Source organism: Thalassoroseus pseudoceratinae, from assembly GCF_011634775.1.
In the GTDB taxonomy this organism is placed as follows: Bacteria; Planctomycetota; Planctomycetia; order Planctomycetales; family Planctomycetaceae; genus Thalassoroseus; species Thalassoroseus pseudoceratinae.
The window spans coordinates 591,529-617,871 of the sequence record NZ_JAALXT010000003.1 but is presented as its reverse complement, the minus strand read 5'-3'; the positions used below and the strand labels follow the sequence as shown (position 1 = coordinate 617,871).

General features: G+C 54.3%; 23 protein-coding genes. 9 read left to right on the top strand and 14 right to left on the bottom strand.

Annotation, left to right across the window (positions count from 1 at the left end; all coding sequences use genetic code 11):
* Positions 1-29 precede the first annotated feature (29 nt).
* The 5 genes from G6R38_RS12475 to G6R38_RS12455 form a co-directional block, all read right to left on the bottom strand.
* The gene (locus G6R38_RS12475; RefSeq protein WP_166825426.1) at positions 30-1,256 is read right to left on the bottom strand and encodes a hypothetical protein; all 1,227 of its coding nucleotides are present in this window, start codon (positions 1,254-1,256) and stop codon (positions 30-32) included.
* 50 nt (positions 1,257-1,306) lie between these two features.
* The gene (locus G6R38_RS12470; RefSeq protein ID WP_166825423.1) at positions 1,307-2,098 is read right to left on the bottom strand and encodes a hypothetical protein; all 792 of its coding nucleotides are present in this window, start codon (positions 2,096-2,098) and stop codon (positions 1,307-1,309) included.
* A 56-nt stretch (positions 2,099-2,154) separates the two neighbouring features.
* Positions 2,155-2,919, bottom strand: a complete 765-nt coding sequence (locus G6R38_RS12465; protein WP_166825420.1) for a hypothetical protein — start codon at positions 2,917-2,919, stop codon at positions 2,155-2,157.
* 329 nt (positions 2,920-3,248) lie between these two features.
* Positions 3,249-4,580, bottom strand: a complete 1,332-nt coding sequence (locus G6R38_RS12460) for an ABC transporter permease (protein WP_166825417.1) — start codon at positions 4,578-4,580, stop codon at positions 3,249-3,251.
* The gene (locus G6R38_RS12455) at positions 4,577-5,257 is read right to left on the bottom strand and encodes an ABC transporter ATP-binding protein (RefSeq protein WP_166825414.1); all 681 of its coding nucleotides are present in this window, start codon (positions 5,255-5,257) and stop codon (positions 4,577-4,579) included. Before G6R38_RS12455 ends, G6R38_RS12460 begins: the two co-directional genes overlap by 4 nt.
* Before the next feature lie 201 nt (positions 5,258-5,458).
* Here G6R38_RS12455 and G6R38_RS12450 point away from each other — a divergent pair, with 201 nt between their 5' ends.
* Positions 5,459-6,361 carry a hypothetical protein gene (locus G6R38_RS12450; protein WP_166825411.1) on the top strand — a complete coding sequence of 301 codons (903 nt, stop codon included), beginning with the start codon at positions 5,459-5,461 and terminating at the stop codon, positions 6,359-6,361.
* 221 nt (positions 6,362-6,582) lie between these two features.
* Positions 6,583-7,629, top strand: a complete 1,047-nt coding sequence (locus G6R38_RS12445; protein WP_240928178.1) for a cytochrome-c peroxidase — start codon at positions 6,583-6,585, stop codon at positions 7,627-7,629.
* A gap of 77 nt (positions 7,630-7,706) precedes the next feature.
* On the opposite strand, the gene G6R38_RS12440 is transcribed toward G6R38_RS12445, so the two are convergent.
* The 5 genes from G6R38_RS12440 to G6R38_RS12420 form a co-directional block, all read right to left on the bottom strand.
* A complete protein-coding gene (locus tag G6R38_RS12440) occupies positions 7,707-8,342 on the bottom strand; it encodes a hypothetical protein (protein ID WP_166825408.1) in 636 nt (211 codons plus the stop codon).
* A 129-nt stretch (positions 8,343-8,471) separates the two neighbouring features.
* Positions 8,472-9,107, bottom strand: a complete 636-nt coding sequence (locus G6R38_RS12435; protein ID WP_166825405.1) for a hypothetical protein — start codon at positions 9,105-9,107, stop codon at positions 8,472-8,474.
* Between the two features lie 78 nt (positions 9,108-9,185).
* On the bottom strand, positions 9,186-10,601 hold the full coding sequence (locus tag G6R38_RS12430; protein WP_166825400.1) for a DUF1501 domain-containing protein: 1,416 nt from the start codon (positions 10,599-10,601) through the stop codon (positions 9,186-9,188).
* An 11-nt stretch (positions 10,602-10,612) separates the two neighbouring features.
* On the bottom strand, positions 10,613-12,481 hold the full coding sequence (locus G6R38_RS12425; protein WP_240928177.1) for a PSD1 and planctomycete cytochrome C domain-containing protein: 1,869 nt from the start codon (positions 12,479-12,481) through the stop codon (positions 10,613-10,615).
* A 51-nt stretch (positions 12,482-12,532) separates the two neighbouring features.
* On the bottom strand, positions 12,533-12,694 hold the full coding sequence (locus tag G6R38_RS12420; RefSeq protein WP_166825388.1) for a hypothetical protein: 162 nt from the start codon (positions 12,692-12,694) through the stop codon (positions 12,533-12,535).
* A gap of 171 nt (positions 12,695-12,865) precedes the next feature.
* Between G6R38_RS12420 and glpK the strand changes: the two genes are divergently transcribed.
* From glpK to G6R38_RS12405, 3 genes are all read left to right on the top strand, one after another.
* Entirely contained in the window at positions 12,866-14,356 is a 1,491-nt protein-coding gene (glpK, locus tag G6R38_RS12415) for a glycerol kinase GlpK (RefSeq protein WP_166825383.1), read from the top strand.
* A gap of 181 nt (positions 14,357-14,537) precedes the next feature.
* Complete coding sequence (locus G6R38_RS12410; protein ID WP_166825379.1) at positions 14,538-15,653, top strand: Gfo/Idh/MocA family protein; 1,116 nt, start codon at positions 14,538-14,540, stop codon at positions 15,651-15,653.
* Between the two features lie 183 nt (positions 15,654-15,836).
* Complete coding sequence (locus G6R38_RS12405) at positions 15,837-17,399, top strand: protein kinase domain-containing protein (RefSeq protein WP_166825375.1); 1,563 nt, start codon at positions 15,837-15,839, stop codon at positions 17,397-17,399.
* Here the strand turns inward: G6R38_RS12405 and G6R38_RS12400 are convergent.
* A complete protein-coding gene (locus G6R38_RS12400; protein WP_166825372.1) occupies positions 17,354-17,956 on the bottom strand; it encodes a leucine-rich repeat domain-containing protein in 603 nt (200 codons plus the stop codon). The genes G6R38_RS12405 and G6R38_RS12400 overlap by 46 nt on opposite strands.
* A gap of 70 nt (positions 17,957-18,026) precedes the next feature.
* Positions 18,027-19,292, bottom strand: coding sequence for a hypothetical protein (locus tag G6R38_RS12395; protein ID WP_166825368.1), 1,266 nt, complete (start codon positions 19,290-19,292; stop codon positions 18,027-18,029).
* A gap of 373 nt (positions 19,293-19,665) precedes the next feature.
* Here G6R38_RS12395 and gyrA point away from each other — a divergent pair, with 373 nt between their 5' ends.
* A complete protein-coding gene (gene gyrA / locus G6R38_RS12390) occupies positions 19,666-22,461 on the top strand; it encodes a DNA gyrase subunit A (protein ID WP_166825365.1) in 2,796 nt (931 codons plus the stop codon).
* On the opposite strand, the gene G6R38_RS12385 is transcribed toward gyrA, so the two are convergent.
* Together G6R38_RS12385 and G6R38_RS12380 are read right to left on the bottom strand one after the other, a co-directional pair.
* Complete coding sequence (locus G6R38_RS12385; RefSeq protein WP_206028562.1) at positions 22,449-23,489, bottom strand: DUF2891 domain-containing protein; 1,041 nt, start codon at positions 23,487-23,489, stop codon at positions 22,449-22,451. The two genes, gyrA and G6R38_RS12385, sit on opposite strands and share 13 nt — an antisense overlap.
* Before the next feature lie 37 nt (positions 23,490-23,526).
* Entirely contained in the window at positions 23,527-24,207 is a 681-nt protein-coding gene (locus tag G6R38_RS12380) for a hypothetical protein (RefSeq protein ID WP_166825360.1), read from the bottom strand.
* Between the two features lie 242 nt (positions 24,208-24,449).
* Between G6R38_RS12380 and G6R38_RS12375 the strand changes: the two genes are divergently transcribed.
* Genes G6R38_RS12375 through G6R38_RS12365 form a run of 3 tightly spaced genes read left to right on the top strand, consistent with a single transcriptional unit; the run spans position 24,450 to position 26,283 of the window.
* Positions 24,450-24,983 carry an RNA polymerase sigma factor gene (locus tag G6R38_RS12375; RefSeq protein WP_166825355.1) on the top strand — a complete coding sequence of 178 codons (534 nt, stop codon included), beginning with the start codon at positions 24,450-24,452 and terminating at the stop codon, positions 24,981-24,983.
* Positions 24,980-25,609, top strand: coding sequence for a hypothetical protein (locus tag G6R38_RS12370; RefSeq protein WP_166825350.1), 630 nt, complete (start codon positions 24,980-24,982; stop codon positions 25,607-25,609). Before G6R38_RS12375 ends, G6R38_RS12370 begins: the two co-directional genes overlap by 4 nt.
* Before the next feature lie 2 nt (positions 25,610-25,611).
* On the top strand, positions 25,612-26,283 hold the full coding sequence (locus G6R38_RS12365; protein ID WP_166825346.1) for a hypothetical protein: 672 nt from the start codon (positions 25,612-25,614) through the stop codon (positions 26,281-26,283).
* Positions 26,284-26,343: the final 60 nt, after the last annotated feature.

The following is a 26,343-nucleotide window of genomic DNA, read 5'->3' as shown; positions in this document are numbered from 1 at the left end:
GGTTCCTGGGGCGATGCCGACTCGATTCCTCACTTAACGATCAGGAATCGCTCCGCCTGTTTGACGATGCCAGGATCACGTTCGCGGAGTTGGTCAAGATACCGTTTCCCTTTCACGACGTGTTCCGGTTGGGAGTCGTCTTCCTCGCTCGTCTTCTGGCTGACCAGCATGTAACGAACGATCGCCCGTTTGACGGCAGGAATTTCGTAACCTTCGGTGCCATAGAGTTCCATCAACCGATCTTGCACGGACCAGTCTTTCCAACGGGCCAAATCGGTAATGACGAGATCCGCCAACTCGGGTCGATCGAGCAGGACTCGCATGGATTCCTTCAGCCGATCTTTGGAAATCACACCATCGCCATAAGTCCACATGAAACGGACGGCTTGCATAGCGGCGTAAGTTTCGCTGAATGGACATTTGACGCCGGCTTTTAATTTGGTGTCTTCCAGAACTTTCAGTCCGTCGTCAGTGGTGAGCAGCAGATAACCGCTCATCACGCCATCGATTCCCAAGCGAAAATCTTTCGTTTCCTCGGTGATCTTATCTTTCATGAGTTTCGCGTCGGATTCGTCGCCACAAAGCCCGAGCATCAATCCATAGAGCCCCAATCGCGTGACATTCGTTTCCGGGTTCGAAACCCAGTTGCGGATGCGTTCTTTCGGAAACGATTCCTGAATAGCGGCGATGTCTTCGTACGGAGCATTCGCGAATTCAGCGTAGGCATCGTTCGCAACGAGTTCATCGGGGAATTCCAGATATTTCACATAGTACTTGAGCCGTTGCTGCGTTGGAGCTTTGGCATCGGGAGCGTACTTGAGGTACCCGAACGATGCTTCGTCCACCTCCAACGGCGTTCCCCATTCCACAGTTTTCCCGACTGGAGTCTCTGTTCCGAGCAGCACGAACAGGTCGCCCTGTTCCGCTTCCCGATACTGGGGAAGTTCGACTTTCTGACCGACTTTCAGACCGGACTTGGAACGAATCGTTTCAGCGACTTCGAACACCGTTTTGGCCGGTGTGGTTTTGCCTTTCGCACGTCCGGGAATTCCGATCTCTGCGTTTTGATCGGAGTCTGACGAACTATTGGCTTCCGCCTTGCGAGCCGACAACCACTTCACCAAAACGACTTCGTCTGACGCATCAACCTGTTCGCTGAGGGTCAGCGAAGGCGCGCTACAAAACGGACAAGCCAACGTCAGCGACGTGCCGCCAACAATCGCGGCAATGGTCAGAAACAAAGCAAAACGACGCATGTTCAAGAACTCCTGGCAACATGGCATTGGAGTGGAGGCGAGGGTCACAATTATGGTTCGATGACGACGGCATCATCAATCAGGTACAGTTGGTACAACTGACCTTGAGAGGTTTCCGGAGCGATGTGAAAGACACCGACGACATCAAACGGACGGTTTGCGATGTAGTCCGTTGTTTCTCCGTCACGCATCGTGACATCGATCACATCGTAGCGTTTCGGGTCTCGACCGAAACAACAGATGGCGTTGTCACGAGCCAACACGAAGAACGGTAAATCCGTCTCCTGAAACGGCGGGTACATAAACCCACGGAGCCGAATCCGTTGACCGTCCAGATTCTTCAGCCATTCCGGAAAATACTTCACACAGTCCGCCGGGACCGGGTCCATATTCAAGACTTTCAGCAAGTCGATATCATCATAGCTAACGCGAATCGCGTTCTCAGGACCAACTTCCTGAAACTCCTTGTTCGGAATGAGAACCTTAATTTCACGCGGTTTGGCTGCCGTTTCGGTCGGCGAATCGGATGGATCACCGGCGGATAACGGTTTGTCATCGCCTTTTTGTTTCTCCGCGACCGCGGGTGCGGTTGGTGGGAGCGTCTTCGGATCAATTGGCTGAGGCGTCGGAGACGTATCCGCATTCGGCTCGACAGCGGTCGGTTCGCCGGTTTGGTTCGCTCCATCTGTTGAACCCAACGACTGACCGTCATCCGTCGACTCGGTCACTGTCTTTCGGGCTTCTTCGCCGGGGTAATCGTGGAATTCGCCGTCCTGCGACTTGCCGCAGCCCCATAGACAAAGGCCAAGCAGGGTGACGCCACATGCTCTCCATTCCATCATCGTTCCTCCGAGGCCGCCTGGGTTTGGTTCGACGACGGAACCATAGGTTTCCGAACTTAGAACACCGTCTTGGCACGACCGGCGTTGTCGGCTTCGAGTGTGTAGATGGCTTCGCCCGGAGCCGGTCGCATGTTGGCTCGCAGGACACCACTGATCGCCACCAATCCGTCGGTGTAATCGAAGGTCTTGCCATCTTTCATGTGCACTTCAATCATGTCGAACGGTTTCGGATCGCCGCCCATGCAGCATTTGCCGTTGTCTTTGAGCAGCACGAATTCCGACATCCGCTCCGAAACGCGAGACTGCCAAAGATAACCTTTGATGAAGATTTTCTCGTCGACGAGCGGCTCGACCTCGGGATGCAAACTCCAGTACGCCTGCTCACCGTCTCGTCGAAGCACAAATTCTTTCGCAGAGATATCCTTCGGAAAATTGACCCGTTTGTAACCCGGGGGAAGTTCATTCACATAGTCTTGATACTGAAAAGTTGCCCCGACGGAAGTAAAACCCACCGCCAAAACCATTCCAGCCACGGTCAGGGGAATGCCGCTCAACTCGCCTTTGGCACGGCGAATTCGATAGACTGCGAAACATCCGACCAACACAGTCGCGACACCGATCATGAGACCGGTGAGGGAAACTAACCCCGCCAACGAGCAAACCCCGAGAAACAGAGTCACCGAAGCCCACAACGACATGGGACGGTATTCAAACTCGTCCCGATGATCGAACGACGTTGTTTGGACCGGTTCCACCGTGTCGTCCGCAACATCCGCGACCGATTGCGTTTCGGGTTCCGGGGGCAAAACTGATTGTGACATGGTCCATGGTTCCTCAACGGATGGCCAAACGATTGCCAATCGAGATCTCGATTGATCGACGAAAAAGATAAAGACGATCAGAGTATTGCAGTCACCGCACCAAATTCAAAGTCCCCCGGGACCATATCCGAAGGTCCGCAATATGGTCGGCGAACATCTTGATGCAGTGTCGATGCATTACCATCTTACCAGCAGAATGTCAGGCTTCCACGGTCTTTCACTCTGTTTTTGCAGTCAGCACACGACGAAAACACTCGTTCCGTGCCACTTCGTCTCATTTCTTACGTCAATATCCTCCGATTTGTTGGATGTCACCAAATTCCGAGAACTTACTCAACCAACGCACGCGACACATCCGTCCGATACGCCGTCAACGCCGGGACAAACCCCACCAGCGAAGCCAAAACTAACAGAGCCGGCAGGAGATAAAGTTCCGCCGAGTGGAATGTCAACGGATCGACAGCCAACCCGGTCTTTGCTTCTACAATGGGCGCTCCGAGGAACACCAAACCATGTCCGAGCAGCACACCGAGCAGTCCACCACCGAAACACAGTAGGATCGACTCGGCCATGATGATCGAAAATACGGTCTGGCGTTGGGCTCCGAGTGCCCGCATGATGCCGATTTCCCGGCGTCGATCGGACATGGAATTGTAAATACTCACGAAAATACCAATGCCGGACACGATGATGACCAACACCGTCATCACAACGATCGCCAACGCGACATTGCCGACAATCAGGTTCATCAGTTGCCGCATGACCGCATTCGGATTCACTGCTTGAGCCCGGTGCCCTTTCTTCATGATTCCCGAAAGTGTCGATGGCACCGTCAGCATCTTGCGCGGATACTTGACCAAAATCGCCGTCACCGCTTTGCGTGCCGTCGGAATGGATGCCCCGCTCACGTCGGTATCGGGGAACTTTTCGGACTCTGCAACGATACGGTCATAGTCGGTTCCGAAGAATTCTTGCTCTCGGCGTTTGGCTTCGACAAGGCTGGTATCGTTGTGATCCGCGATCGAATAGAACCCGCTGAGCTGCACGAATGCCGTGCGATCGTTGGCCGTTCCCGTTCGCTGGAGAATCCCGACAATCGTAAATTTTTCCTCGTGGATATGGGCATTCACACCGCCGTGAAGAATTTGGAAGGTCGAGCCAATGTCCCAACCGTTCTGCTCGGCGACGTGCGATCCGATGATCGCATCAAACGAATCCGTGAAGCCAGTGCCTTTGATTTTAAATGAACGGTCCGGAGCGTAATTGTTGGTGAAATACTCGTGCGTTGTGCCGACAATCGGAAAATTGCCCTCTTGAGTTGTATCACCCATCACAATCGGAACGGCGGCTTCCGGTGCGGGTACTCCCTCGTAAAACAGGGAAGGCCGATTTTTCAGCACTTGGTAGTAGCGAAACGGAATCGGTGCTGGCGGAGTTTCCAGGCGATAAATCGTGCTGAGAACCAATTGATACTCGCCGCCCTGCTTCCCGACGACTAAGTCATAGTCGATCGACCGCTGCTGAAACGCATTGTTGACCACGGAGTAGGTCACCAAGACAGCGACCATTAACATCACCCCCAGGGCAACGCTCAAACCGGTGAGTGTCGAGGGAACGAATCGTTGACGGATGCTGCGAAACGCGATTTGAAATACGTTCATTGAACCGCCTCCGCCGCCACGCGGTTGACGTCTTCCAAACGAACCACTCGGTCGAACTGCTCCGCAACTTCCGGGGCGTGTGTGACCATCAACAGCGACACGTTCCGCTCCGTGCACGCCTCGCGAATTAATTTGAGAATATTGTCTTGGTTTTTCACGTCGACATTCGCCGTGGGCTCATCCGCCAACAACAACGACGGTTGGTTCGCCAACGAGCGTGCAATTGCGACCCGTTGTTGCTCACCCACCGAAAGTTGACCGGGGCGATTCCCCAACCGGTGGCCCAAACCCACGGAATTCAGCAATTCGACCGCTCGCTTTCGATCCGCCCCGCCACCCGCGAAACTCATCCCGAGCAACACGTTCTCCAACGCCGTAAACGCTGGCAACAAGTTGAATGTCTGGAAGACGAAGCCGATTCGCTGGGCACGAAACCGATCACGTTTGACCTCGGGCATGGTGGTGAGGTCGTAATCATCAATTTTGACCGCACCAGAATCCGGCGACGTAATCCCAGAAATGACATTAAGTAACGTTGTTTTGCCCCCGCCACTCGAACCGACCAAGACGACATGTTCGCCGCGCGACACTTCAAAATGTGGCACATCGAGCACATCAATCCGGGTCCCGTCCGGTTGCGGATAGCTCTTGCGAATTTGATCCAATACTAAGGACATCGAATCTCCGAAGATTATGTTTTTCTAGATCATGTCTCGTATGCGGATGTTTCCTTCGCATATGGATGACAGACTTGCCAAGTTTCCTGCATTCCGGGCAGCATTGCAACTTGATCGAACATGACACTCGACCAGATGGACAAACACTCCGATTTGTCAATATCATATGAAAACACAAATCGCGCTCAGGAGAACAAACCAATGGGCATCGAAGGGTTCTGTCCGCACTGTGGCGAAGCATTTGAACTGCCTGCTAATCTCGCGGGAACATCGCGATTCTGCATTTCTTGCGGCATCGAGTTCGAAGTGCCTTCGCCCCGCCGAGTGTTTCAATCGAAACCACGGTCGACCAAACCGCCTCGGATGCGTCCTAAAACTCCCCAGAAATCAGCGCGAAAACCCAAGCGGAGTCGTCCGAAGAAACAACGACGGCCGGAAAAACCGAGGCGAGACGGACCGTCACCGCTCGTCTACTGGTTCGTCATGGCTATGGCAGGAATGTGGATCGCTTCTTTTACTCTGAAATTCTTCATCGATGACGAGGAATCACCCAAAGTTTCCAAGTCGCTCCTTGACTATCCAGGCTCCGATAAATTCCAAAAAAACATCGATGATTTTGAGAGCCAAGTCTATCAACGACCGAACCCAAGTCGGCATTCGTCACATTCGAGTCATAGTGAGTCCAATTCCGGACACGGGGAGTCGGTCGCCTCGTATGCTGGTTCGCACACGGAGGGTTCCGCTTCGCAGTCGAGTCATAGCGAGACAGGCACGGCCAATAGTCCGCCGATCAAGCGGACAATTCAGCGAACGATTTCCTCGCAACCAAGTTTTGGACCGTCTCGGAACTACAAGGGGCCGGGGTCTGTTCCCGCGTCCGGTCGGCCGGTTCAATCTCAGGACGCAATCACAACCGGGATGGTTCTCTTGGCTCAAGATGGCTTGGCCTGGTATGCGGTCGACGTTTTGAACGCACTGCCCAACGGGGGTGTCGAGATACATTTTCGCGGATGGAGCGACAGATGGGACAAGGTGGTTTCCCGCAACCAATTGCAATACTTGCCGGCCGATGTCACGATGCCGACCAACCCTCAAACCGATTAAACCAATGGCATAGCTAGAGTTGTGACGCCCCCACACTTCGCCGTCTGGTGCCTCACGATCCAGCAGATTTCATTCGAAAACGGACGAATCTCTCGCCGAGTTTGCAATCCGTACGCCTCCGCGGTTGCCTGCGCAAGCCGGATCTCGCTACAAATACATCAACAATGAGTAACGCAACTGTTGACTCGCGCATCTGCAATTCAGGGGAGAACAACGACATTATGATATTTGCCAAGATTGCCCTACCGAAGTTTGCCAGAGTTGGCCGAACGATGCTGATCGTGGGCGCAATGCTGATCGGGACGGCATACGGACAGGAGTCACTGTTTGAAATCCACGTACCCGCTGGGCTCGATGCAATCGCCCACCCGGAAGACAACCCCATTACCGAAGCCAAGGTAAAATTGGGGAAGGCGTTGTACTTCGATAAGCGATTGAGTGAAGATCGCACCATTTCCTGCGCAACCTGCCATGACCCGAAGAAGGGGTGGAGTGATGGGCGAAGCACGTCGGCAGGTGTTGGCGGCAAATTGGGCGGTCGCAACGCACCAACGATTATCAACTCCGTCTACAACAAATTGCAGTTCTGGGACGGTCGCGCGGGAAGTCTCGAAGAACAAGCTCTTGGCCCGATTCAAAATCCGATCGAAATGAATATGTCGATGGACTTGGCCTTGGAGCGACTAGAGGCCGTCGAAGGCTATCGCGACATGTTCAAGGAAGCATTCGGGGATGAGAAAATCACCGACAAACGCATTGGTCAGGCCATCGCGGCTTACGAACGCACGATCGTTTCCGGTGACGCACCGTATGACCGGTTCAAAGCCGGTGACGAAAACGCCCTCTCCGAATCGGCTCAACGGGGCATGAAGTTGTTCTTCGGTGCGGCCGTGTGTGCGAGTTGCCATTCCGGGCCAAACTTCACCGACAACGCCTTCCACAACATTGGCATCGGTATGGACAAAGAGGAGCCGGATGTCGGTCGTTATGCTGTCAGCAAATTGAAGGGCGACACGGGTTCGTTCAAAACACCGACACTGCGTGAAATTGCACGGTCCGCCCCGTACATGCACGATGGCAGCCTGAAAACGCTGGAAGAAGTTGTCGAGCACTACAACAAGGGTGGCATCGACAACCCGTATCTCGATGAGGAAATCTTCCCGCTGGAACTTTCGGAACAGGACAAGAAAGACCTTGTCACCTTCATGAAAGAAGGACTTTCCAGCGAAAGCTACCCTGACCATGAAGCCCCGGAACTGCCGAAATAATCCATACTTTGTTCGAGCTGGAACAAGATGCCCCGGCGAATATCGCTGGGGTTTTTCCATGCTTGAACAGCGATATGTCACAAGCGTTGAATCCGTATGTGCTGAGTCTCTTGTGAATTTTTGTCGGAAGCTGGAAACAGCTTTTTCGAATCTTCAGGTTTCTTCCGAAGATATTGCTCGATTTCATCGGCTTTGACGTGGATCGTCTTGTTGCTTTTGTCGCTCAACTCAATCTCACCGGCAATCAGCTTTTGTTGCTGCAATTCAACGAATGCTTCGAAATCTGCCGGATAGAGCTCGATCGTCGATTGATCAATCCACTTCACCCGAACTGATTGAAAGTCACGCCGGGCGGTTCCGTCTTCCGCGTCCCAGAACCATGTCAGAAACTCATCTTCACCCACTCGCGTCGCGACGACCGGATAACTGATTTTGACGAATTTGCCTCGGCGTTCAATCCATCTGAGTTGGGCCACGCGTAATTCACCATTCTTACGCATGCGAACAGTCAAACAGCGATCCCCATCATTCGCTGCGTCATCGGGTGGAACGATCCGCCATTCCCCCACGAATCGCTGCGTCTTCTTTTTCGATTGCAGCTCACCGATCGGTTGATCGAACTCGACGTACCGACAGCCGGTGAGCGCCGCAAACACGAAGAACAAAGTGAAGAATTTCCAAAGAGCTTGGCGTTTATTGGCGGCATTACTCATCGTTGGCGTCCGTTCGTCAAGCGTTGTCGTTTCGTAAGGACGCCGGCGAATCAGCAGTCGATCAGATTCCGCTCAACGCAGCCTGTCTCGGCCCCAGCAGTGTCATAGACATTGCCTAACCTACATCGACTACCGCAAGCGTCGAATGCGCGGGTGTTTCTTGTCTTTCGAAGACGTGTTGGCAGAAGGAAAAAGATCCCTCACAGCATCGGGGTTCGTCTGAAGATATCGCTCAAGATCATCCGCTTCGATATGCAGAGTCCTGCTCTTATCGTGTGATTCAAGTTTCCCCGGAATCGAATTCCGTTTGTGTAGTCTCTCGAAGGCATCGAAGTCTGCCATATAGTACTCGAACTGCGATTGGTCGATCCATTTGATTCGAACCGAATGGATGAGCTTTGCTGATTCTTCCTCGTGTGGGTCTTCGAACCAAGTGAGGAACTCTTCTTCGCCGACTTTGGTCGCAACAGCCGAAGAGATCTCTGTCTCAAATTTCTCTTCGCTTTCCAACCACTTGATGTGGGCCACTCGCAATCGTCCATCCTTTCGAATGCGGACAAACATACATAGAGGCTCATCATTGGTTTTCTCGTCGGGAGAAACTAGCCGCCATTCTCCAACGAATCGCAGCGTCTGAATTCGCGTCTGCCGTTCTCCGATTGGTTCGTCAAACACCACCAGTCTGCAACCGGCGAGCATCACTGTTGCAATGAATAAAACGAGAAAGTTCCAATGAGCGGGAAGTCTATTTGTTGCATTACTCATCTTCGGCTTCCCTTCGACTAGTGAAATCGTTTCCAAAGAACGCAAGCTCAGATGCTTTCTACGAAACGTGAACCGACATCAGCTAAACAACTCCATCACGGCTTTGCCGTGTCCATCTTTGGTCGCGTAAAACGGGCGTTTTTCGACGTCGAAGGCGGTTTTCGGAGAGATGCCCATCGCGGTGTAGATGGTGGCGTGCATGTCTTCGAGGGAGATGGGATTCTTGGTCACCAAGCACGGGCGTTCCGGAGCCGTCTCGCCGTAGACCGCTCCGCGTTTGATGCCGCCGCCGAACATCAACACGCTACTCGATCCGGTGAAGTGGCGATGCAACCCGTATTGTTTCAGCTCTTGAAGTTTGTCGGTGCGTGCTCGGGATTGATCGCGGGCGGTGCTGCCGGGGACGCCTTCAATCATCATGTCTCGACTGAATTCGCTAGCGAGCACGACCAATGTGCGATCAAGCATTCCGCGTTCATCGAGATCGCGAACGAGTTGGGCAATCGGACGATCAATTTCCTTCTTCATTCGCTCGACCGTGGTATGACCGTTCTCGTGCGTGTCCCAGTGTAAGAACGGCACGTATTCGGTGGTGACTTCGATGAATCGTGCTCCAGACTCCGCCAACCGTCGGGCAAGCAAACACCCCAGGCCGAACCGACCGGTGTTGTATTGGTCGTAACTTTCCTTCGGCTCCAACGTGATGTCGAACGCCTTACGATCCGGCGAATTCAACAGCCGATGGGCATTCTCGATCGACCGCATCATGGATTCTTGTTGGTAGCTGCTGCCGAACTCGCCGAGCGGACTGGCCTGCACCAGCTTCTGAAACTGTTGGTAGCGATTGCGGAAGCGTTCGCTCGTCATCCCTTCCGGCGGACGGACGGCGTCGATGGCTTGATCCGGGTATGGCAACAGAAACGGTCCGTACTCGGTGCCAAAGAAGCCGGCTTGGTGAAACGCTTTGAGTTCTTCCTTCTCCCCGACGCCTTCAAGCCGCTGACCGACATCGATAAACGCCGGAATGGCCGGATTGTTCGGTCCGCGAACTTTGCTGATCCATGCCCCCAAATGGGGAGCCGCCACGGTTTGTGGTGGAACGTAACCGGTGTGCCAATGGTATTGATGACGAGAGTGCAGGATGTGTCCCAAGTCAGGCAACACGTGTGAGCGAATCAACGTACCGCGATCGAGAACGGATGCGATGTTCTCCAACCCCTCGCTGATTTCCACGCCATCGATCGCCGTCGGAATCGATGGGAAAGTGCTCATCACTCGCTCGACGGGTAGTCCCTTCTCGAACGGCAAGTAACGTTTCGGATCGAACGTTTCCGGCGCGGCCATCCCACCGGCCATCCACAGGAGGATCAAACAATCCGCCTTCGGTTCCGGGTGGGAAACCGGTTCGTCCGCTGCCCACAATCGGGGGGCACCGGAAGCCATCGCCGCCATGGATGCGGCTGACATCGATTGAAGAAATTGGCGTCTTTGCATGGTCGTCTTCCTTACCGAATCGCTTGGAACTCCGGGAGCATGAACAGGGTCCACAGGAAATCACTTAAGCCGAGATTGGTCGTAGGGTCTCCAATCAATTGCTCCGCGACACGTAATTCCGATGAAGTAGGAGATCGGGACAATGCCGACTGGAACAGCGAATTCGCGAAATCAGCGTCGGACCATTCGGGATGAGCTTTCCGCAGGGAATCGGCGCCGCGATTGACCAATCGAGTGAGATCCTCACCATTACTCAAATCCAACGCTTGCAGAGTCGTGAGACTATCCGGCCGAGTGGTCACGACTTGCTCCCGATTGGGGCGACCGAGTGAACGCATCAACGAATCCGAAACGACCAATGCTGCCCGCACGGGTTCCTTTTTGTGAGCATCGACCGCAGCAACGGGTTTGGTCGGTCTCGCTGGCGTCGTCTGGGTGATCCGCCAAACTGCATCGGTGTATTGTTCTGCGGTCATGCGTTTGACACGTGGGCCACGAAAGACGTATTCCTCATTCGTTACGGACTCGCCCTCCGTCGCGGCCGACACACTTTGATAGCCCCGCGAATTGGCCATCAATGCAAGTAGATGCTTGAGATCGTAACCGGAATCGACAAATTCGATCGCCAGCAAATCGAGCATTTCTTCCGACCACGCTGGATTCGCCATGATATCCACGGGGTGAACCAATCCACGTCCGAACAATCGCTGCCAAAGCCGATTGACGATTGTTCTCGACAGGCGACCGTTTTTCTCGCTAGTCATCAACTTTGCGACGGTTGCGAGACGTTGTTTTCGGGGAAGTTTCGGATCCAGATCCCCCAACTCTGGGAACAAAAATTTGGCGGTGGCGGTGTGTCCCGTCGGTTGGTCGCAACGATGAATTTCCAAAGGTTTCTCGCTGATCACCGCCGCCAAGCCGTAGGCGTCCTCGAGTTTCCAATGGTCGATAAAACTATCGTGACAGGACGCACATTTCAGGTTGATGCCCAGAAAGACTTGCGTGATGTTCTGGGCATATTGAATCTCTCTAACCTGGCTCGCATTCACGCGGCCCCGCCATTTGATGCCTCGAATGAAGCCCTCCGATTCCGGCGATGGGTCCAGCAACTCTCGCACGAACTTGTCATAGGGTTTGTTCTCGCGGAGTGCACGATACAACCACCCCGTGATCTGTTTCCGTCCGCCGTCGATGTAACCGGTGCCGGCGTAGTCATTGCGGAGTAAATCGTTCCAGAACGACATCCAATGATCGGCGTATTGCACGTCCCGCCCCAGAATTTCCAGCACCTTCCGGCGGCGTTTGTCGGGAGACTGATCCGCGACGAACTGCGAAAGTTCTTCCGGTGACGGCAGTAAACCAACCAAGTCGAGCGAAACCCGGCGAAGGAACGTGGCGTCACCGACAATGGCAGGTGGTTCAACGCCCTTTTCTTGCCAATAGTTTTTCAGAAGGCGATCCAAGGCGATGTTCGTCGGTTCTTCCGTCGTTAACTTCTGCCGTCGCAGACCAAGCGGACGAACGGCTACGGCTTCCTTGAATGAAAACCCCTCCTGCCAAGACAGACCCGTGCCGATCCATTTCCTCAGCTGATCGACTTCCTTCGCCGTCAGTGGTTCCCCTTCCGGAGGCATCCGCAATTCCGGATCGACTTCGATCACTCGGGAGATCAACTCACTCACGGCAGGTTTGCCGACCGTCAGAACTTTCGACTTTAGTAAGTCTTCTCGGGTATCCAGATTGAGACCGCCCTTGTACGTGCCGTTGGTGTGACACTCCGCACACCGAGCCTTCAAAATCGGCAGCACATCATGGGCAAAGTCCACAGGTTCCGCTGCCTGTGCTTGGCTCGCGATGAGGCCAACGAGGAATACCGTCATCCTACAAATCTGTGTCGAACGCATACCGTGTCACCAGTGAGGAAAGAAACGTCAACGATCCAACAGAATCAGCGCGCCTGCCGCGATCATCAACGCTGGTCCGAGTTCGTTCGGCAGGAACCGCAATCCGAGAAAGTGGTCGAGACCGGCGATCAGAAGATAAACCGCAAGCACAGTTAATCCCCAATTCCGGTTTCGTCTGAAAAGGCTCATGCCGACGGTCCTTGGGTTCTGAAATTGGTTTCATTCATGCTAACGCACCAAAACGCGACACGCCACACCGCCCGAATCCTCATGGAATCAAAACGGCTTGCCGCGGCAGTTGCAACGTGGTGACGTGATCGGCACAATCGGTTCCGTTCATGAACTCCAAGGAGACGCTCGATGTCAGGTTGTATTCTCGCTCTCGATCAGGGAACCACGTCCAGCCGGGCGATTTTGTTTGGTCGCGATGGGCACCCGCTTGGTGTCGCCCAGCAAGAGTACGAGCAAATCTATCCACGGCCGAGTTGGGTCGAGCATGATCCCGAGGCGATTTGGTCGTCGCAATTGAAGGTCGCGCAGGACGTCATCAAACAGACCGACATCGATCCGGCCGACATCGCCGCCTTGGGGCTGACCAACCAACGGGAAACCACAATCCTCTGGGAACGCGACACCGGTAAGCCCGTCGCGAATGCGATCGTGTGGCAGAGTCGGGTCACTTCGAAGATTTGCAGCCAACTCAAAGCGGACGGTCACGAAGACTTATTCCGTGACAAGACGGGACTCGTCATCGATGCGTACTTCTCCGGCACGAAGATCAAACATCTGCTCGACACGATCGACGGACTCCGCGAACGAGCGGAACGCGGTGAAATCCTGTTTGGCACTGTCGATAGTTTCCTCATTTGGCGGCTGACCGGTGGTCGGAAGCACGTCACGGATTATTCGAACGCCAGCCGCACGCTGATCTACAACATTCACACGCTGGATTGGGACGACGAACTACTTGAGTTACTCGATATCCCACGAGCCATGTTGCCGGAGGTGATTGACAGTAGCGGAGTCGTTGCGGAAACCGAGCCAGAATTATTCGGTCGACCAATCCCAATTGCCGGAATCGCGGGGGATCAACAGGCCGCGACGTTTGGCCAAGGTTGTTTCGAAGTTGGTGATGCGAAGAACACCTACGGAACCGGGTGTTTCATGCTACTCAACACCGGTTCCGAGGCGGTGAAATCTGAACACGGACTGCTCACAACGATCGGCTGGGGAATTGACGGCCAAGTCACCTATTGTCTCGAGGGGGCTATCTTCGTCGCCGGTGCGGTCGTTCAATGGTTGCGAGACGGTCTGAAGATGATCGAATCCGCACCGGATATCGAACCGCTCGCCGGTGAAGTGCCAGATACCGGCGGTGTGATGTTCGTCCCTGCATTCACGGGTGTTGGCGCACCGCATTGGAATCAGGGTGGCCGCGGCATGATCCTCGGCATCACCCGTGGGACCACACAAGCTCACATTGCCCGTGCGGCGTTGGAATCCATGGCGTTTCAAACACGGGACGTTCTGGACGCCATGACAATTGATTCCGGCGTGACTCTCCAGACTCTCAAAGTCGACGGCGGTGCATCGGCGAACAATCTGATGCTGCAATTCCAAGCGGACCTACTCGGCGTGCCGGTTCACCGACCAGTTGTGCAAGAAACGACCGCCCTCGGAGCCGCGTATCTGGCGGGATTGGCTGTCGGTTTCTGGAATGACCGCAAGGACCTGCTCACCAACTGGGCGTTGGATCAAGAGTTTCAACCCAAACTCGGTCGTGAGGATGCCGACCGCATGTATGCCCAGTGGAAGAACGCGGTCACACGCTGTTTCGATTGGGAAGAGTGAGGAATATCGTGCGACGACGTGTGAAGGTCCGGTCGCACAACAAGTGGATCACACGCCAATTGCTTGCATGGAATGGACTCGCCGTGCCCTTCGAAATCAGGCGTATGGATGCAAGGACGGTCCCAGGCGGTTATTCTAGGAATTCCCATACAATTTGCATCCGGTACAGGGTAGAAGTTCGATGAACGAAAAACCGTTGAATGTCGCGATGATTGGTCTCGGTTTCGGAGCGGAGTTCATCCCGATCTATCAGGCGGATCCTCGAGCGAACGTCCACACCATTTGCCGACGGAATGAAACCGGTGTGAACGAAATCGGTGATCGATTCGGAATTGCGAACCGCCGGACGCAATTCGAAGACGTGCTTGCTGATCCGGAAATTGATTTCGTGCACATTAACAGCCCGATTCCCGATCACGCATGGATGAGCATCGAAGCCCTGAAAGCCGGTAAGCATGTCATGTGCACGGTGCCAATGGCGACGACCATCGAGGACTGCGACAAAGTCTGCCAAACTGTCGCGGACACCGGCAAAAAATATATGATGGCCGAGACGGTCGTCTACAGCCGCGAATTCCTGTTCATCAAGGAGTTGTACGAAAAGGGCGAACTGGGCCAAATTCAATACATGCAGGCCTCGCACCCGCAAGACATGGATGGTTGGCCAGACTATTGGGAACGTATGATTCCCATGCACTACGCGACGCACGTCGTCAGCCCGGTTTTGGGATTGGTGGATGGTCGCGCGGAGACCGTGAGTTGTTTCGGGTCAGGGGCTGTTCGCGAAGATATCGCACAGAAATCCGGCAACCGGTTTGCGGTGGAAAGCTGCCATATCAAGATTAAAGATAGTGATATCGCCGCTCACATTTGGCGATTCCTCTACGACACCGCTCGCCAGTACCGGGAGAGTTTCGACGTTTACGGATCGAAGAAAAGTTTCGAGTGGACCTTGATCGAAAACGAACCACACGTCCTTCACACCGCGAAGAAACCCGAACCGGAGATTCCGGAAAAGGTCGAGGTTCCCGATTACGCTCACCTGCTGCCAGAGCCCATACAGAAATTCACGCAGTCAATCGAAGATGCAGATCACCTTTCGTTCGTACAAGGCGGCGGACATGGTGGTTCACATCCGCACATGGTCAATGAAATGCTGTCGGCATTGACGGAAGACCGGGATCCGTGGCCAAACGCGATCACAAGTGCTAATTGGACGTGCGTCGGACTGTGTGCTCACGAATCCGCCCTCGCCGGCGGCGACCTGGTGAAATTGCCCGAATTCACATTGCAATAGACTCAAACCTTTCCGTAAGTCACTCTGATTGCCTAAAATGGAACGGTCAATCGAAACGCCATCCAAACACCTGGGACCCTGCCGGTGAACGAGTCGCGAGCTAATTCGACAGCCGATGCCGATGAACGCTCCGGCTCGCCAGAGTCTTCTTCAGTGCCGCCCAAACGATCGACCTCGATTTCGATGGAGATTCTACCGCCGGGTTCCATGTTGGGAGAATTCCGCCTGCTGCGACTTCTCGGTCGCGGCGGAATGGCGGAAGTTTATCTTGCTGAGCAAACCTCGTTGCATCGGCAGGTTGCCGTCAAGATTCTGCGGGAAGATGTCAGCGAGAACGACCTTTCACTGAAGCGGTTTGAACGCGAAGCCCATGCGGCAGCGACTTTGTCCCACCCGAACATCGTCCAGGTATACGTCGTTGGCGAAGAGAACGGAATTCACTTCATTGCACAGGAGTACGTTCAGGGACTCAACCTCAAACAGTACATCAAACGCAAAGGCCCGCCGTCGGCGTCAATTGCCCTCCACTTGATGAAACAAATGGCGTCTGCTCTGGAGAAATCCGGCAGTGCGGGAATTGTTCATCGGGATATCAAACCCGAAAACATGCTGGTCACGCGGAAGGGAGTCGTCAAAGTGGCTGACTTCGGTCTGGCCCAACTCGCAGCTCCGCAGGACGGATCAGTCGTGGAATTGACGCAGATCGGCACGACAATGGGCACGCCGCTCTATATGAGTCCGGAACAAGTCCAGGGACACAAAGTCAGTCACAAGAGTGATCTGTATTCCCTCGGTGTAACTTGTTACCACATGCTCGCAGGTCGCCCACCGTTTCAGGGGGAAACCCCGATGAGTGTGGCCATTCAGCACCTCAACGAACAGCCGGACAGCCTCGTCGAGCGGCGTCCGGATTTGCCTCCTGCGTTGTGTCACGTGGTACATCGATTGATGGCCAAGAAACCCGCCGATCGTTATTCCGATGCCGGTGAGTTGCTGCGGGATTTGAAAGAGATCTCGTCCGCGCTAAGCAAAAATATCGAACCGTCAACGCTAACTCTTTCCGGTTTCGATTCGCGGCCGGTGGTCCCCAAAACATCCGTCCTCGAGCAGCTACGCAAACTTCCAACCAGTTGGCAAGTTGCCGGCTGTGTTGGCGTGTTCTTGCTGTTTTGTGCACTCGGAATTGGTGTGGGATTGCTCACACGTCCCGCCCCGCCACTTTCGACACCGCCAACAAATTCCAGCAATGCCCCGTCGTTACCGTCAGCGATTGCCCAAATCGAGCTCGCCCGGCTTTCGGACTTTCGAGATAATGAAGACTACTGGATGGCGGTCATCACGGGTTTCGAGTCCGATTCGGATGCGGAATACCGATTGGCAGCTTACGAGCAACTTGGATTGCTGTATCTGCGAACCCTTCAACTCGAGAAGGCTCGGCAGGTCTTTCAACTGTTGCTCGAACGCGGTGTGCCACCGCTCGTCGAAGAGTCGGAAGTTCGTGGCCAAGCGGGCATGATCGTTTTGGCCAGTCTCGAAAACCAACCGGCACGAGTGGAAGAACTGCTTCGGTTGTTTCCGTCTGAAGGTTACGAAGCAATCGACGAACAACTTGCAGCGTACGTCCGGGAGGCTGAACGACGACTCGACGATGAGGATATTGAAACCACTGCGACTCCCGATGATCGCGGCCAATTATGGAATCAAACGCGGATACCATCCAATGTCGTTAGCAGTCCCCGCGGGTGAATCTCCACATCCGCCCGACGCCAAATGAATTCGGCGAGGCCATCGGGCGTGATTTCCGTTCCTGCCAAATGTACCTGCTGAAGCCGTTGCAACGCTGCCAAACGTTTGAGCCCAACATCTCCCACACGCGTATGGCTGAGATCGATGTCCCTCAACCACCGAAGCGAAACCAGTAACTCAACGCCCTCACCATCAATATCCGTGTGAGCCAGGTTCAGTCGTTCCAGACCGGAAAAACCGTTGAGATAGTCGAGATCGGAATTTTGAATCCGCGTATTCGAGAGATCGATTCCCAAGATTTGCGATGGGTCGGCGGCAAGACGGGTCACGATTCGCCCGCCGATTCGCTCCACAAACTCCAGGGCACGGCGTCGCCGACGCCGTCCGAGATACTGTCCCATCAACCACACCGGGATCGCTTGCAGCATCAACGCCAATCCGACACACAGCAACAGTATCCGCAGTTCCTCACCAAGAAACGACGACAGTGACAGCACCAGACCAAGAATGGTCAGGGACCATGCCCACAGTGTGCTGCTATCGGTGTTGGAATTCATAACGCCCCTCCTTCTGTGATACGCACAGAAAGTCGGGGCGCCAAGCTTGGACAGAAAAATCACACCGTGACTACCAACCTCGTGTCGAGTAGCCGGAACCGCTCACGCTGACATTCGGACTCAGGCCAATCGAACTTCCTGGGAAAATTCGTGAGGGGTGAACGTCCTCGTTGATCGAAACACGGAGCAAGGCCGGGAACATCAAAGTCACGTTGATCGAATCGCCCGGCGAAAGACGGTAGACAGTCTCGCCATCGTAAACTGTCTCGATCGAAAATCGGACTCTCTCAGATGAGTGGTTGTGCAAGGTCGTGGGTGGAAGAGTTGTCGCGTGTTGATTCAGGAGACTTTCGGCTTCCATCGCTGCTGAAGTCTGAGGGAAATCACGAATCAACTCTTTGAGCCGTCGCCAGCGTTGATCGTAATTCAACGGAGCCATCATCGCACGGCGAAGACGATCCTGGCCGCGACGTTCTGTTTCCGCGTTCCGCAACGCAATCAACTGTTCCGCTACCGCAGCCGCTTTGGTCTCGGGGAAGTCGTTGATAAACTCCCGCAGTTTGCAAACTTGCTGACTGGGAACCAAACGCCGAATCGATTCGAAACGTTCATTCGCAATTCGTTCCATTGCCGGAAGAAGCTCTTTCGCAAGGGCGGGGTCCGCAAGTTTCTCAAGTTCCGCGGTCGCCTTCTGTTCGGCCTTCTCTTGGTCGGCTTTGTCCTGGGCGTCGATTTTATCTTGGGCGGCTTCAGCTGCGGCAATGTCAGGATAAAGTTTCCCGTCAACATTGCGTTTTTGCAGCAAATTCCCGGCTTCCTCAGCAGCCGGAGTTCCCGCGTAAAATCGGTTGGCAATCAGATCTTTGAGTTGACGATCCCGCACGACCGGGTCAGATTGCTCCAAAGCGATCGCCAACCGATCCGACGCTTCCTCTTGAATCAAGCTGGTCAACGCCTCGATTTGCAAATCGATTCGGTCTACCGTTCGCGGTGCGGCAATCAGGCTCTCTTTGAGTCGACGCAACTTAATAATCTGGTTCGTGTATTGCTCGGCTCGTGCAGGCAGCGTCTGTTCTGGGGCCGGAGCTGGTTCCGAATCGGGCTCTGCCGCCTTGGCCGGTGGTTTCTCAACCGATTTTGTGTCGTCTGCATCGGCGTCTTCCACCATGGGTGCTGGCGGTTGCAACAAGACGGTGTCGAGACTCGGCGGTTGCTGCGCGAAGCCCGAGTTTCCACAGAGAATCAATCCAACCCCCACTTTCCATCCCCATTGCCGAGCCCAACTCGTCATGGAAGGTTGATTCTGCCCATACTTCGATAGGAGACTCATTTTCATTACGCCATCCGTTTCATTCGCAAGCGATTCTGATCCCGGTCAATCGACGAGCCGGCTTCCGCTTCAAACCTAACCCACACCAGCGACAACGTCCTCGAAAACCACATTCCGGCCTGCGGAAAATCCATTCCAATCCCATCGAATGAAGTGTCGTTCGGAACAGAAAAACCCCTCCAATTCCAGCCGATCCAACGATTAGAGAACTTAGGCAACATCACCAGCATTTTCCACACGACTTTTCGACGGAAGTCATTGTTTCAGCAACGGTTTGTGTTGAATCTCAAAGGTTGATTCCGTATAATTATCAGATCAATTTTTGCGGCATCGAATTTGACTAGGTGCTAGCGTCACCTAGTGAGAAGGAGCCAAAAACTTGGCCGACGGCAACGAACCTCCCACAAACGACGATCCTAACAATCTTCCAACCCCAAGTGGCGGTCGGATTCAACAATTGGACATCCAAGATGAGATGCGTGACAGCTATCTCACGTATGCGATGTCCGTCATCATCAGTCGTGCGCTCCCCGACGCGCGTGACGGCTTGAAACCTTCGCAGCGGCGGATTCTCGTCGCTATGAACGACCTGAATTTGGGGCCGAATTCCGGGCGAATCAAATGTGCGAAGATCACCGGTGACACCAGCGGGAACTATCACCCGCACGGGAGTGAAGGCCTCTACCCAACCCTCGTGCGGTTGGCTCAAGACTGGGTGATGCGGTCGCCGCTGGTCGACAAACAAGGCAACTTTGGTTCGCTCGCCGGTCTGCCGCCCGCTGCTCAGCGTTACACGGAAGCCCGATTGTCGGCGGTGGCATCGGAGATGCTTCACGACCTCAAACGGCAAACGGTCGACTTCGTTCCGACCTATGACCAACGCATGACCGAACCGGTCGTGCTGCCGTCCCGATTCCCGAACTTGCTGGTCAACGGGTCGAATGGGATCGCCGTCGGGATGGCGACGAGCATCCCTCCACACAACGCGTCCGAAGTGTGTGACGGCGTGATCATGCTCATCGACGATCCCGAGGTGACGGTCGATGAATTGATGCAAGCCATTCCCGCGCCAGACTTTCCGACGGGTGGCATCATCATGGGCCGCTTCGGAACGCGGCAGGCCTACCAAACGGGACGTTCGACGATCACACTCCGCGCTCGCACGCACTTTGAAGTTGACGGTCGAAGTGACGTCATTGTCGTCACCGAAATTCCGTACCTCGAAACACGCGACCGCATCCGTGAAAAACTGGAAGCGCTCGCCAAAGAAGATCGGGTCAAAGGCATCGCCCGTGTCATCGACCTGACGGACCGGAAGATCCCGTCTTGGCAGGTCCGACTGCATATCGTCCTTAAAAAAGACGCCGACAAGGAAGTTGTGCTGGCGCAACTGTTCCAGTACTCACCGCTGCAAGTGACGGTGAGCATGATTTTGCTCGCACTTGTCGGCAACCGACCGAAGACGTTAACTCTCAAAGAGTTAATTCAAGAGTTCCTGCGGCACCGTATCGACGTCATCCGTCGTCGAACCGAATATCTTCTTGGGGAAGCGCGAAAGCGGAAGCACGTGGTCGAGGGGCTGTTGATTGCCCAGCTCGATATCGACCACGTCATCCAGACGATTCGGGATTCGTCGAGTCGCGCGCAAGCACGCGAACGTTTAACGGAAATTGATGTTCCGCGTGAGATGGTTGAACGGGCGTTGGGAACCGAGGGCTTCCGCTTGTTCTCGATGGAGAATGACGAGGCCGCCAACTACAACCTGACCACACGGCAAGCCGAGGCGATTGTCTCGATGCAACTTGGTTCACTCGCTAACCTCGAACGGGAGGAACTTGGCGGTGAACACCAGAAGTTGCTGGAGGATATCAAAGGTTACCTCGAACTGCTCTCCGATGAAGCCAACATCCGAGCCGTGATTCGTGGCGAGATGGAAGATCTCAAATCGAAGTATGGCGAGAAGCGACGGACAACCATCTCCGACGAAGAACTCGGCGATGTTGATCGTGATGCTCTTATCACCGAAGAGCCGATGGTCGTTACGCTGTCGCAACGCGGCTACGTGAAGCGAACGCAACTTTCCGTCTACCAAGCGCAAAACCGTGGCGGACGTGGTATCGCCGGTGCGAAGAGTGACGGCGACGACCCCATCGAACACCTCTTCGTCGCCAGCACGCACGACTATTTGCTGTTCTTCACCGATCGCGGAAAGGTTTACTGGTCCAAGGTTTACGATCTCCCGCTTCAAGGTCGGACCGCCAAAGGGCGAGCGTTGATCAACTTGTTGCAACTCGACAAAGATGAACGGGTCGAACAGTGTCTCGCTGTCCGGGAATTCGCCGAAGACCGCTACTTGATTAAGGTTACGGCAGGTGGAATCGTGAAGAAGACGGTTCTCTCTGCGTACAGTCGGCCGTTGAAAGGCGGTTTGATCGCCATCAATTTGGATGATGATGATCGCCTAATCGACGTGCGAATTGTCGGTGAAGATGACGACGTTTTGCTAGCAACCTCCAGCGGCATGGCGATTCGATTTTCGCAGTCCGATGCCCGTGCGATGGGTCGCGCAACACGCGGTGTGAAAGGAATCAAACTCGGCAAGTCGGATGTTGTTATTGGGATGGCAATCCCTGCCGATGATCACACATTGCTGACCGTCTGCGAAAACGGGTACGGAAAACGGACACCGTTCGGGCCGGGAGATGTCTCCGGCGACGAAGTCGACGATGACGCGGTCGAGTCTGATGACGAGGGAACCGAAGAAGCAAATGCCTACAGTGGCAATGCTCAATATCGTCGACAAAATCGCGGGGGCAAGGGACTCCGCGACATCAAGACGACAAAGCGGAATGGTCCTGTGATTGATGTCCTTTCCGTTTCCGAGCAAGATGAAGTCTTGATGGTGACTGCCAAAGGCAAAATTCAACGGATTCGCGCCGGTGACATCAGTCAGGTCGGTCGCAACACGCAAGGCGTGCGAGTCATTCGTCTCGAAGAGGGCGATAAACTTGTTTCGACCGCCCGGATTCCTTACGAAGTCGCCGCAAGCCTAGCCGACGACGAAGCGGAAACTCCGGTGGACGATGCCACTGATTCCGTCCCAGAGACGTCGGAACCAACCACCGAATTGGACGCAGGAGACGATTCACGATCGGATGACGATCAAGAGGCCTGATCGGTATTCAGTCCACGGTTGGTCAGAAGATAAACGGCGAAGCTTCCGAGCCAATGGCCACCGGCATAATGGTGGCCGGTCAGGCTCTGCAAACCGGCATCGGCGTGAGTTTTCGCAGCGTCTGCAAGCGGTTGCCGTCTCGCATCCTTTTGCGGAAGAGCATGGACGATTCCCTGTAACATCCAAGCACGGCTTAGGTTCAATCCGTCGAGGTGCGACAGTTTGCCATCGGCGGCATCGGTTACTGTTTGCACGGAATACGGAACCGTTCCGTCCGTCAAGCATGGCAGGAAATCCGTGAGCCAATCCGCAAACTCCGATTGCGGTAGAACGCGTCGCATGAAATCCGCTTCCGCGAGCGTGGGCGAGAGAAAGTCATGCCCTGACGGTTCATACGCGACCGGAGCGTTACGATCCTGTAAATAGAAATCCCGAATTCGTTGGTGGAGCAATTCCAGAACTTCGCGCCGGTCCAATGTAGTCGCCCAATCCCACACCAAGCCAAGGGCAAACGCCGTCTGACTATGTTCGCCGGATCGAATCGGGGCCATCAACTTTGGCAGCCACGAAGTTAACCGCTCAACGACCAGTTCTGCCAATGGCTCTAATGAGCTCGTCCAACGGATCGTCTCCGCAATCTTCCACTCTTGTAATTCGGCACATAATTGCAGCAGCCACGCCAATCCGTAAGGGCGTTCGAAACCTGTCCGATCAGGATGTGAGAGGTAAGCAATTTCGCCGTGGACTTTGTCTTCCGTGAAGTGTCGCCCCAGAACGTTCATCGCCGAACGAGAGACTTCCAACCCTGGGAACGTGCGTGCGATTCGAAGCAATGACCAGTGGCTGTGAACCGCAGAATGCCAATCGAAACAGCCATAGAAGATCGGCGTCAGTTGGGCGGGAGTTCCCACGTCGTCCGGTTTCGATAGGACGTGCTGAATGTGGTTGGGATACTCCCGGTCGACGCAATCGAGCGCCAACCGGCAGCATTTCTCCGCAAGTTCTTCAGTCAGTTCAAACGGTTTCAAGCGACCATCCTCGTGAAAGAGAAGTGATCGCGGAATTCTACCATACCGGGCGACTCAGACCGTAGTTCAAACGGGCCTTGATTGGTCCTGGCAAGCTACCGGTAATCGGCGGATTAGGAATCGGGTAGTCGGCAACAGGCCGCAGTGGAACTGATCGAGACTCACAATCCACACAGCGTTCCGGGAGTATCAAGGTTGGGACTGGTTGCAAGTTCGATTCCGGTTCCGATGGAGCGGCGGCTTGATCATCGACCACTTCTGCCTGGGTTTTCTCTTTGACAGCGGGGGCTTTCTTTTTCGAACCACCCTCACTGACCCAAATTCGCTTCGGAGAACCGAAACTATATCGACCGGGTGTGTATGCCTTGATTCGGCGTTCAATCTCCCAGTGCCCGCGATTGGACTTCGCCTCGGATTGATCGGGAATCGGTGACTCTTCGACGTCGGGTGATTGTTGAAGATTCTCCTCGATGCTGAGTGGTTCCGCGGCGGGAGCGATCGAGAAATCCGGAGTTGGCGGAAGTTCCGGATATGACAAGGATGGAAGCTCGGGAACACGAACGCGGGGAGATTCCACCGCCTCCTCGGAAAGTCGATAGCGAATCAACAATGGGAACGATGTTCCCTCCGGTTCACTCTGCCACGACATTGGCCCAGCGATGGCAGTCACCACCCCGCCCAACGTGACAACCAAAACAAGCCCTAAGTGTATACGCATTTCAACTATTCCTCGAAAATTCGGTATAACCGTAAGAGTTGGTAAAACCACTCTTTCCGTTATAACTATTTCAACCGGGGTGCTGAAAAGATGAAATATAGGGGTTTTACGTATTTTGCGGAATTTTCTAATTCCGGCCACGGGAGTTTTTTTCCAATTCCCGCAAATAAAATGGACGGCTCGTCCATCATTTCTCAGTGAGTGGCTGATGCGATCAGCCCAACAAGATTTCGGAGTCCAGTTTGAATCATCCACCTGAGTCGGAGGGATTGGATGCTGCAGCGATTGAGTCGCTGTATTCTGAGCATGCCCACGATTTGCGGGCATTTCTCATCGGAGTTCTCAAAGACGGCGATCTTGCGGTCGAAGCTTTGCAAAACACCTTTTCCAAAGCCGTCGAACGTGGTGACACCGTTCGTCAGGAGACCGTCAAAGGTTGGCTGTATCGGGTGGCTCTCAATGAGGCTTTGGAACTCCGAAGACGGAACAAAACTCACACAAGAACGCTCTTGAAGTTACAGGACTGGCAAAACCATCGGGGGGCCGAATCTCCCCATGACCAAGCCAGTCGTGAAGAAACCTCCCTCGCGGTTCGAGAGGCAATCAAGTCTCTGTCACCAGAGCAACGAAGTGTGGTTCAACTGCGAATCTACGAAGATAAAACGTTTGCGGCGATTGCCGAAGAACTTGATCTCCCTTTGGGAACTGTGCTGACCCGAATGCGAACTGCCCTGAAACGATTGGCCGTCCGCATCTCCCCCGAGCATCGACCATGAATACATCCGAACAAAACGCGGAATCCGGGACGCCATCTGATGAAACGCAATGGCTCGCGTTCCGTTATGTCCTCGGTGAATTGTCTCCGGAGGAAGCCGAGGCGTTCGAGCACTCGCTCCAGGACGACCCGTATCGCTGCGAGTCGGTTGCGATTGCGGTCCAATCCATCCAGGCGATCGCCGATTCCGAAGTCATCGACCAACCAATGATCTCCAGTTCCGAAGCGGACAACCTTCGCGTTCGGTGGGGTTTTGCAGCGGCAAGTTTATTGGCTTGCGTGGTGGTCATTTGCCTGTGGTTGATGCCACAACCACAGCGGATCGCCGAATTGCAACCGAAAATTCGTCCGCCACGAATGACGGATGACGTCACTTCACCAACTGAAGAAACCTCTTCAACAGAGACTTCGGTGAATGACTCCATGGCGGGCCAATTGGTATCCCTGTGGACTCGCTCGAGTGCGGAGATTGATGTCGTGACGGCAAAGTTGAGCGAGGATTGGACGGATGCCGAAGAGTCCGCAAGCGACTCCGTTGCAGCCGACAATGAATTTGATTGGATGCTCGCAGCAGTTGCGAATCAACCGGCGACCACCACTCCCGGCAACGCCACTATGGAGAATTGAGAATGACGATGTCTCTACGAATCCGCACTGGATTGTTGCTGCTGATTTTCGCGGCCTGTGTGTGCCCTTCTGGGTTCGCTCAATCGAAAGACGAGAAGCCGAAGTTGACCCCGCAGGACGAGAAGAACGCCCTGCAATTTGCCCGTCAACACCACCCGGAACTCGCGGAACTTGTCAAGCAGTTGCAAAAAGGCAATCGAGACGAATACCGCAGTGCCATCGTCCAACTCCATCAAACCCATGTGCGTTTGGAACGTTTTCGCGAACGATCTCCCGAACGGTTCGCATTGCTGCTCAGTCAATGGAAACTCGATTCGCGGTTGCGGTTGCTGGTCGCTCAGATGGAAATGGCGGACGACCCGGCACTGATGAGCCAAATTGACAAGTTGTTAGCGGAAAAGATTCGTAATCGCACAGAAATTTTGGAGTTGGACCGAAACCGGACTCGCGAACGGCTCAATCGAATCTTGGAGCAAATTGCCGAACTGAACGGCAACGCCGAACTCGCGAAGAAAAAGGAACTCAACATGATTCGTCGGAGCTTGGGTCTACAGACTGATCAACGCTCTAAGAACGAACAACGCACAAAGAAACCGATGCCGAAACGGATTCAAATCAAAGCAGAAAGTCCGAACGCACAGGGACCGAAGAATTCCCGAAAAGAACCGAAGTAACGCTCATCAGATGGTTCGCTGAATCTGCCGCTAATACCCAACACTCAAATTTACTCACTT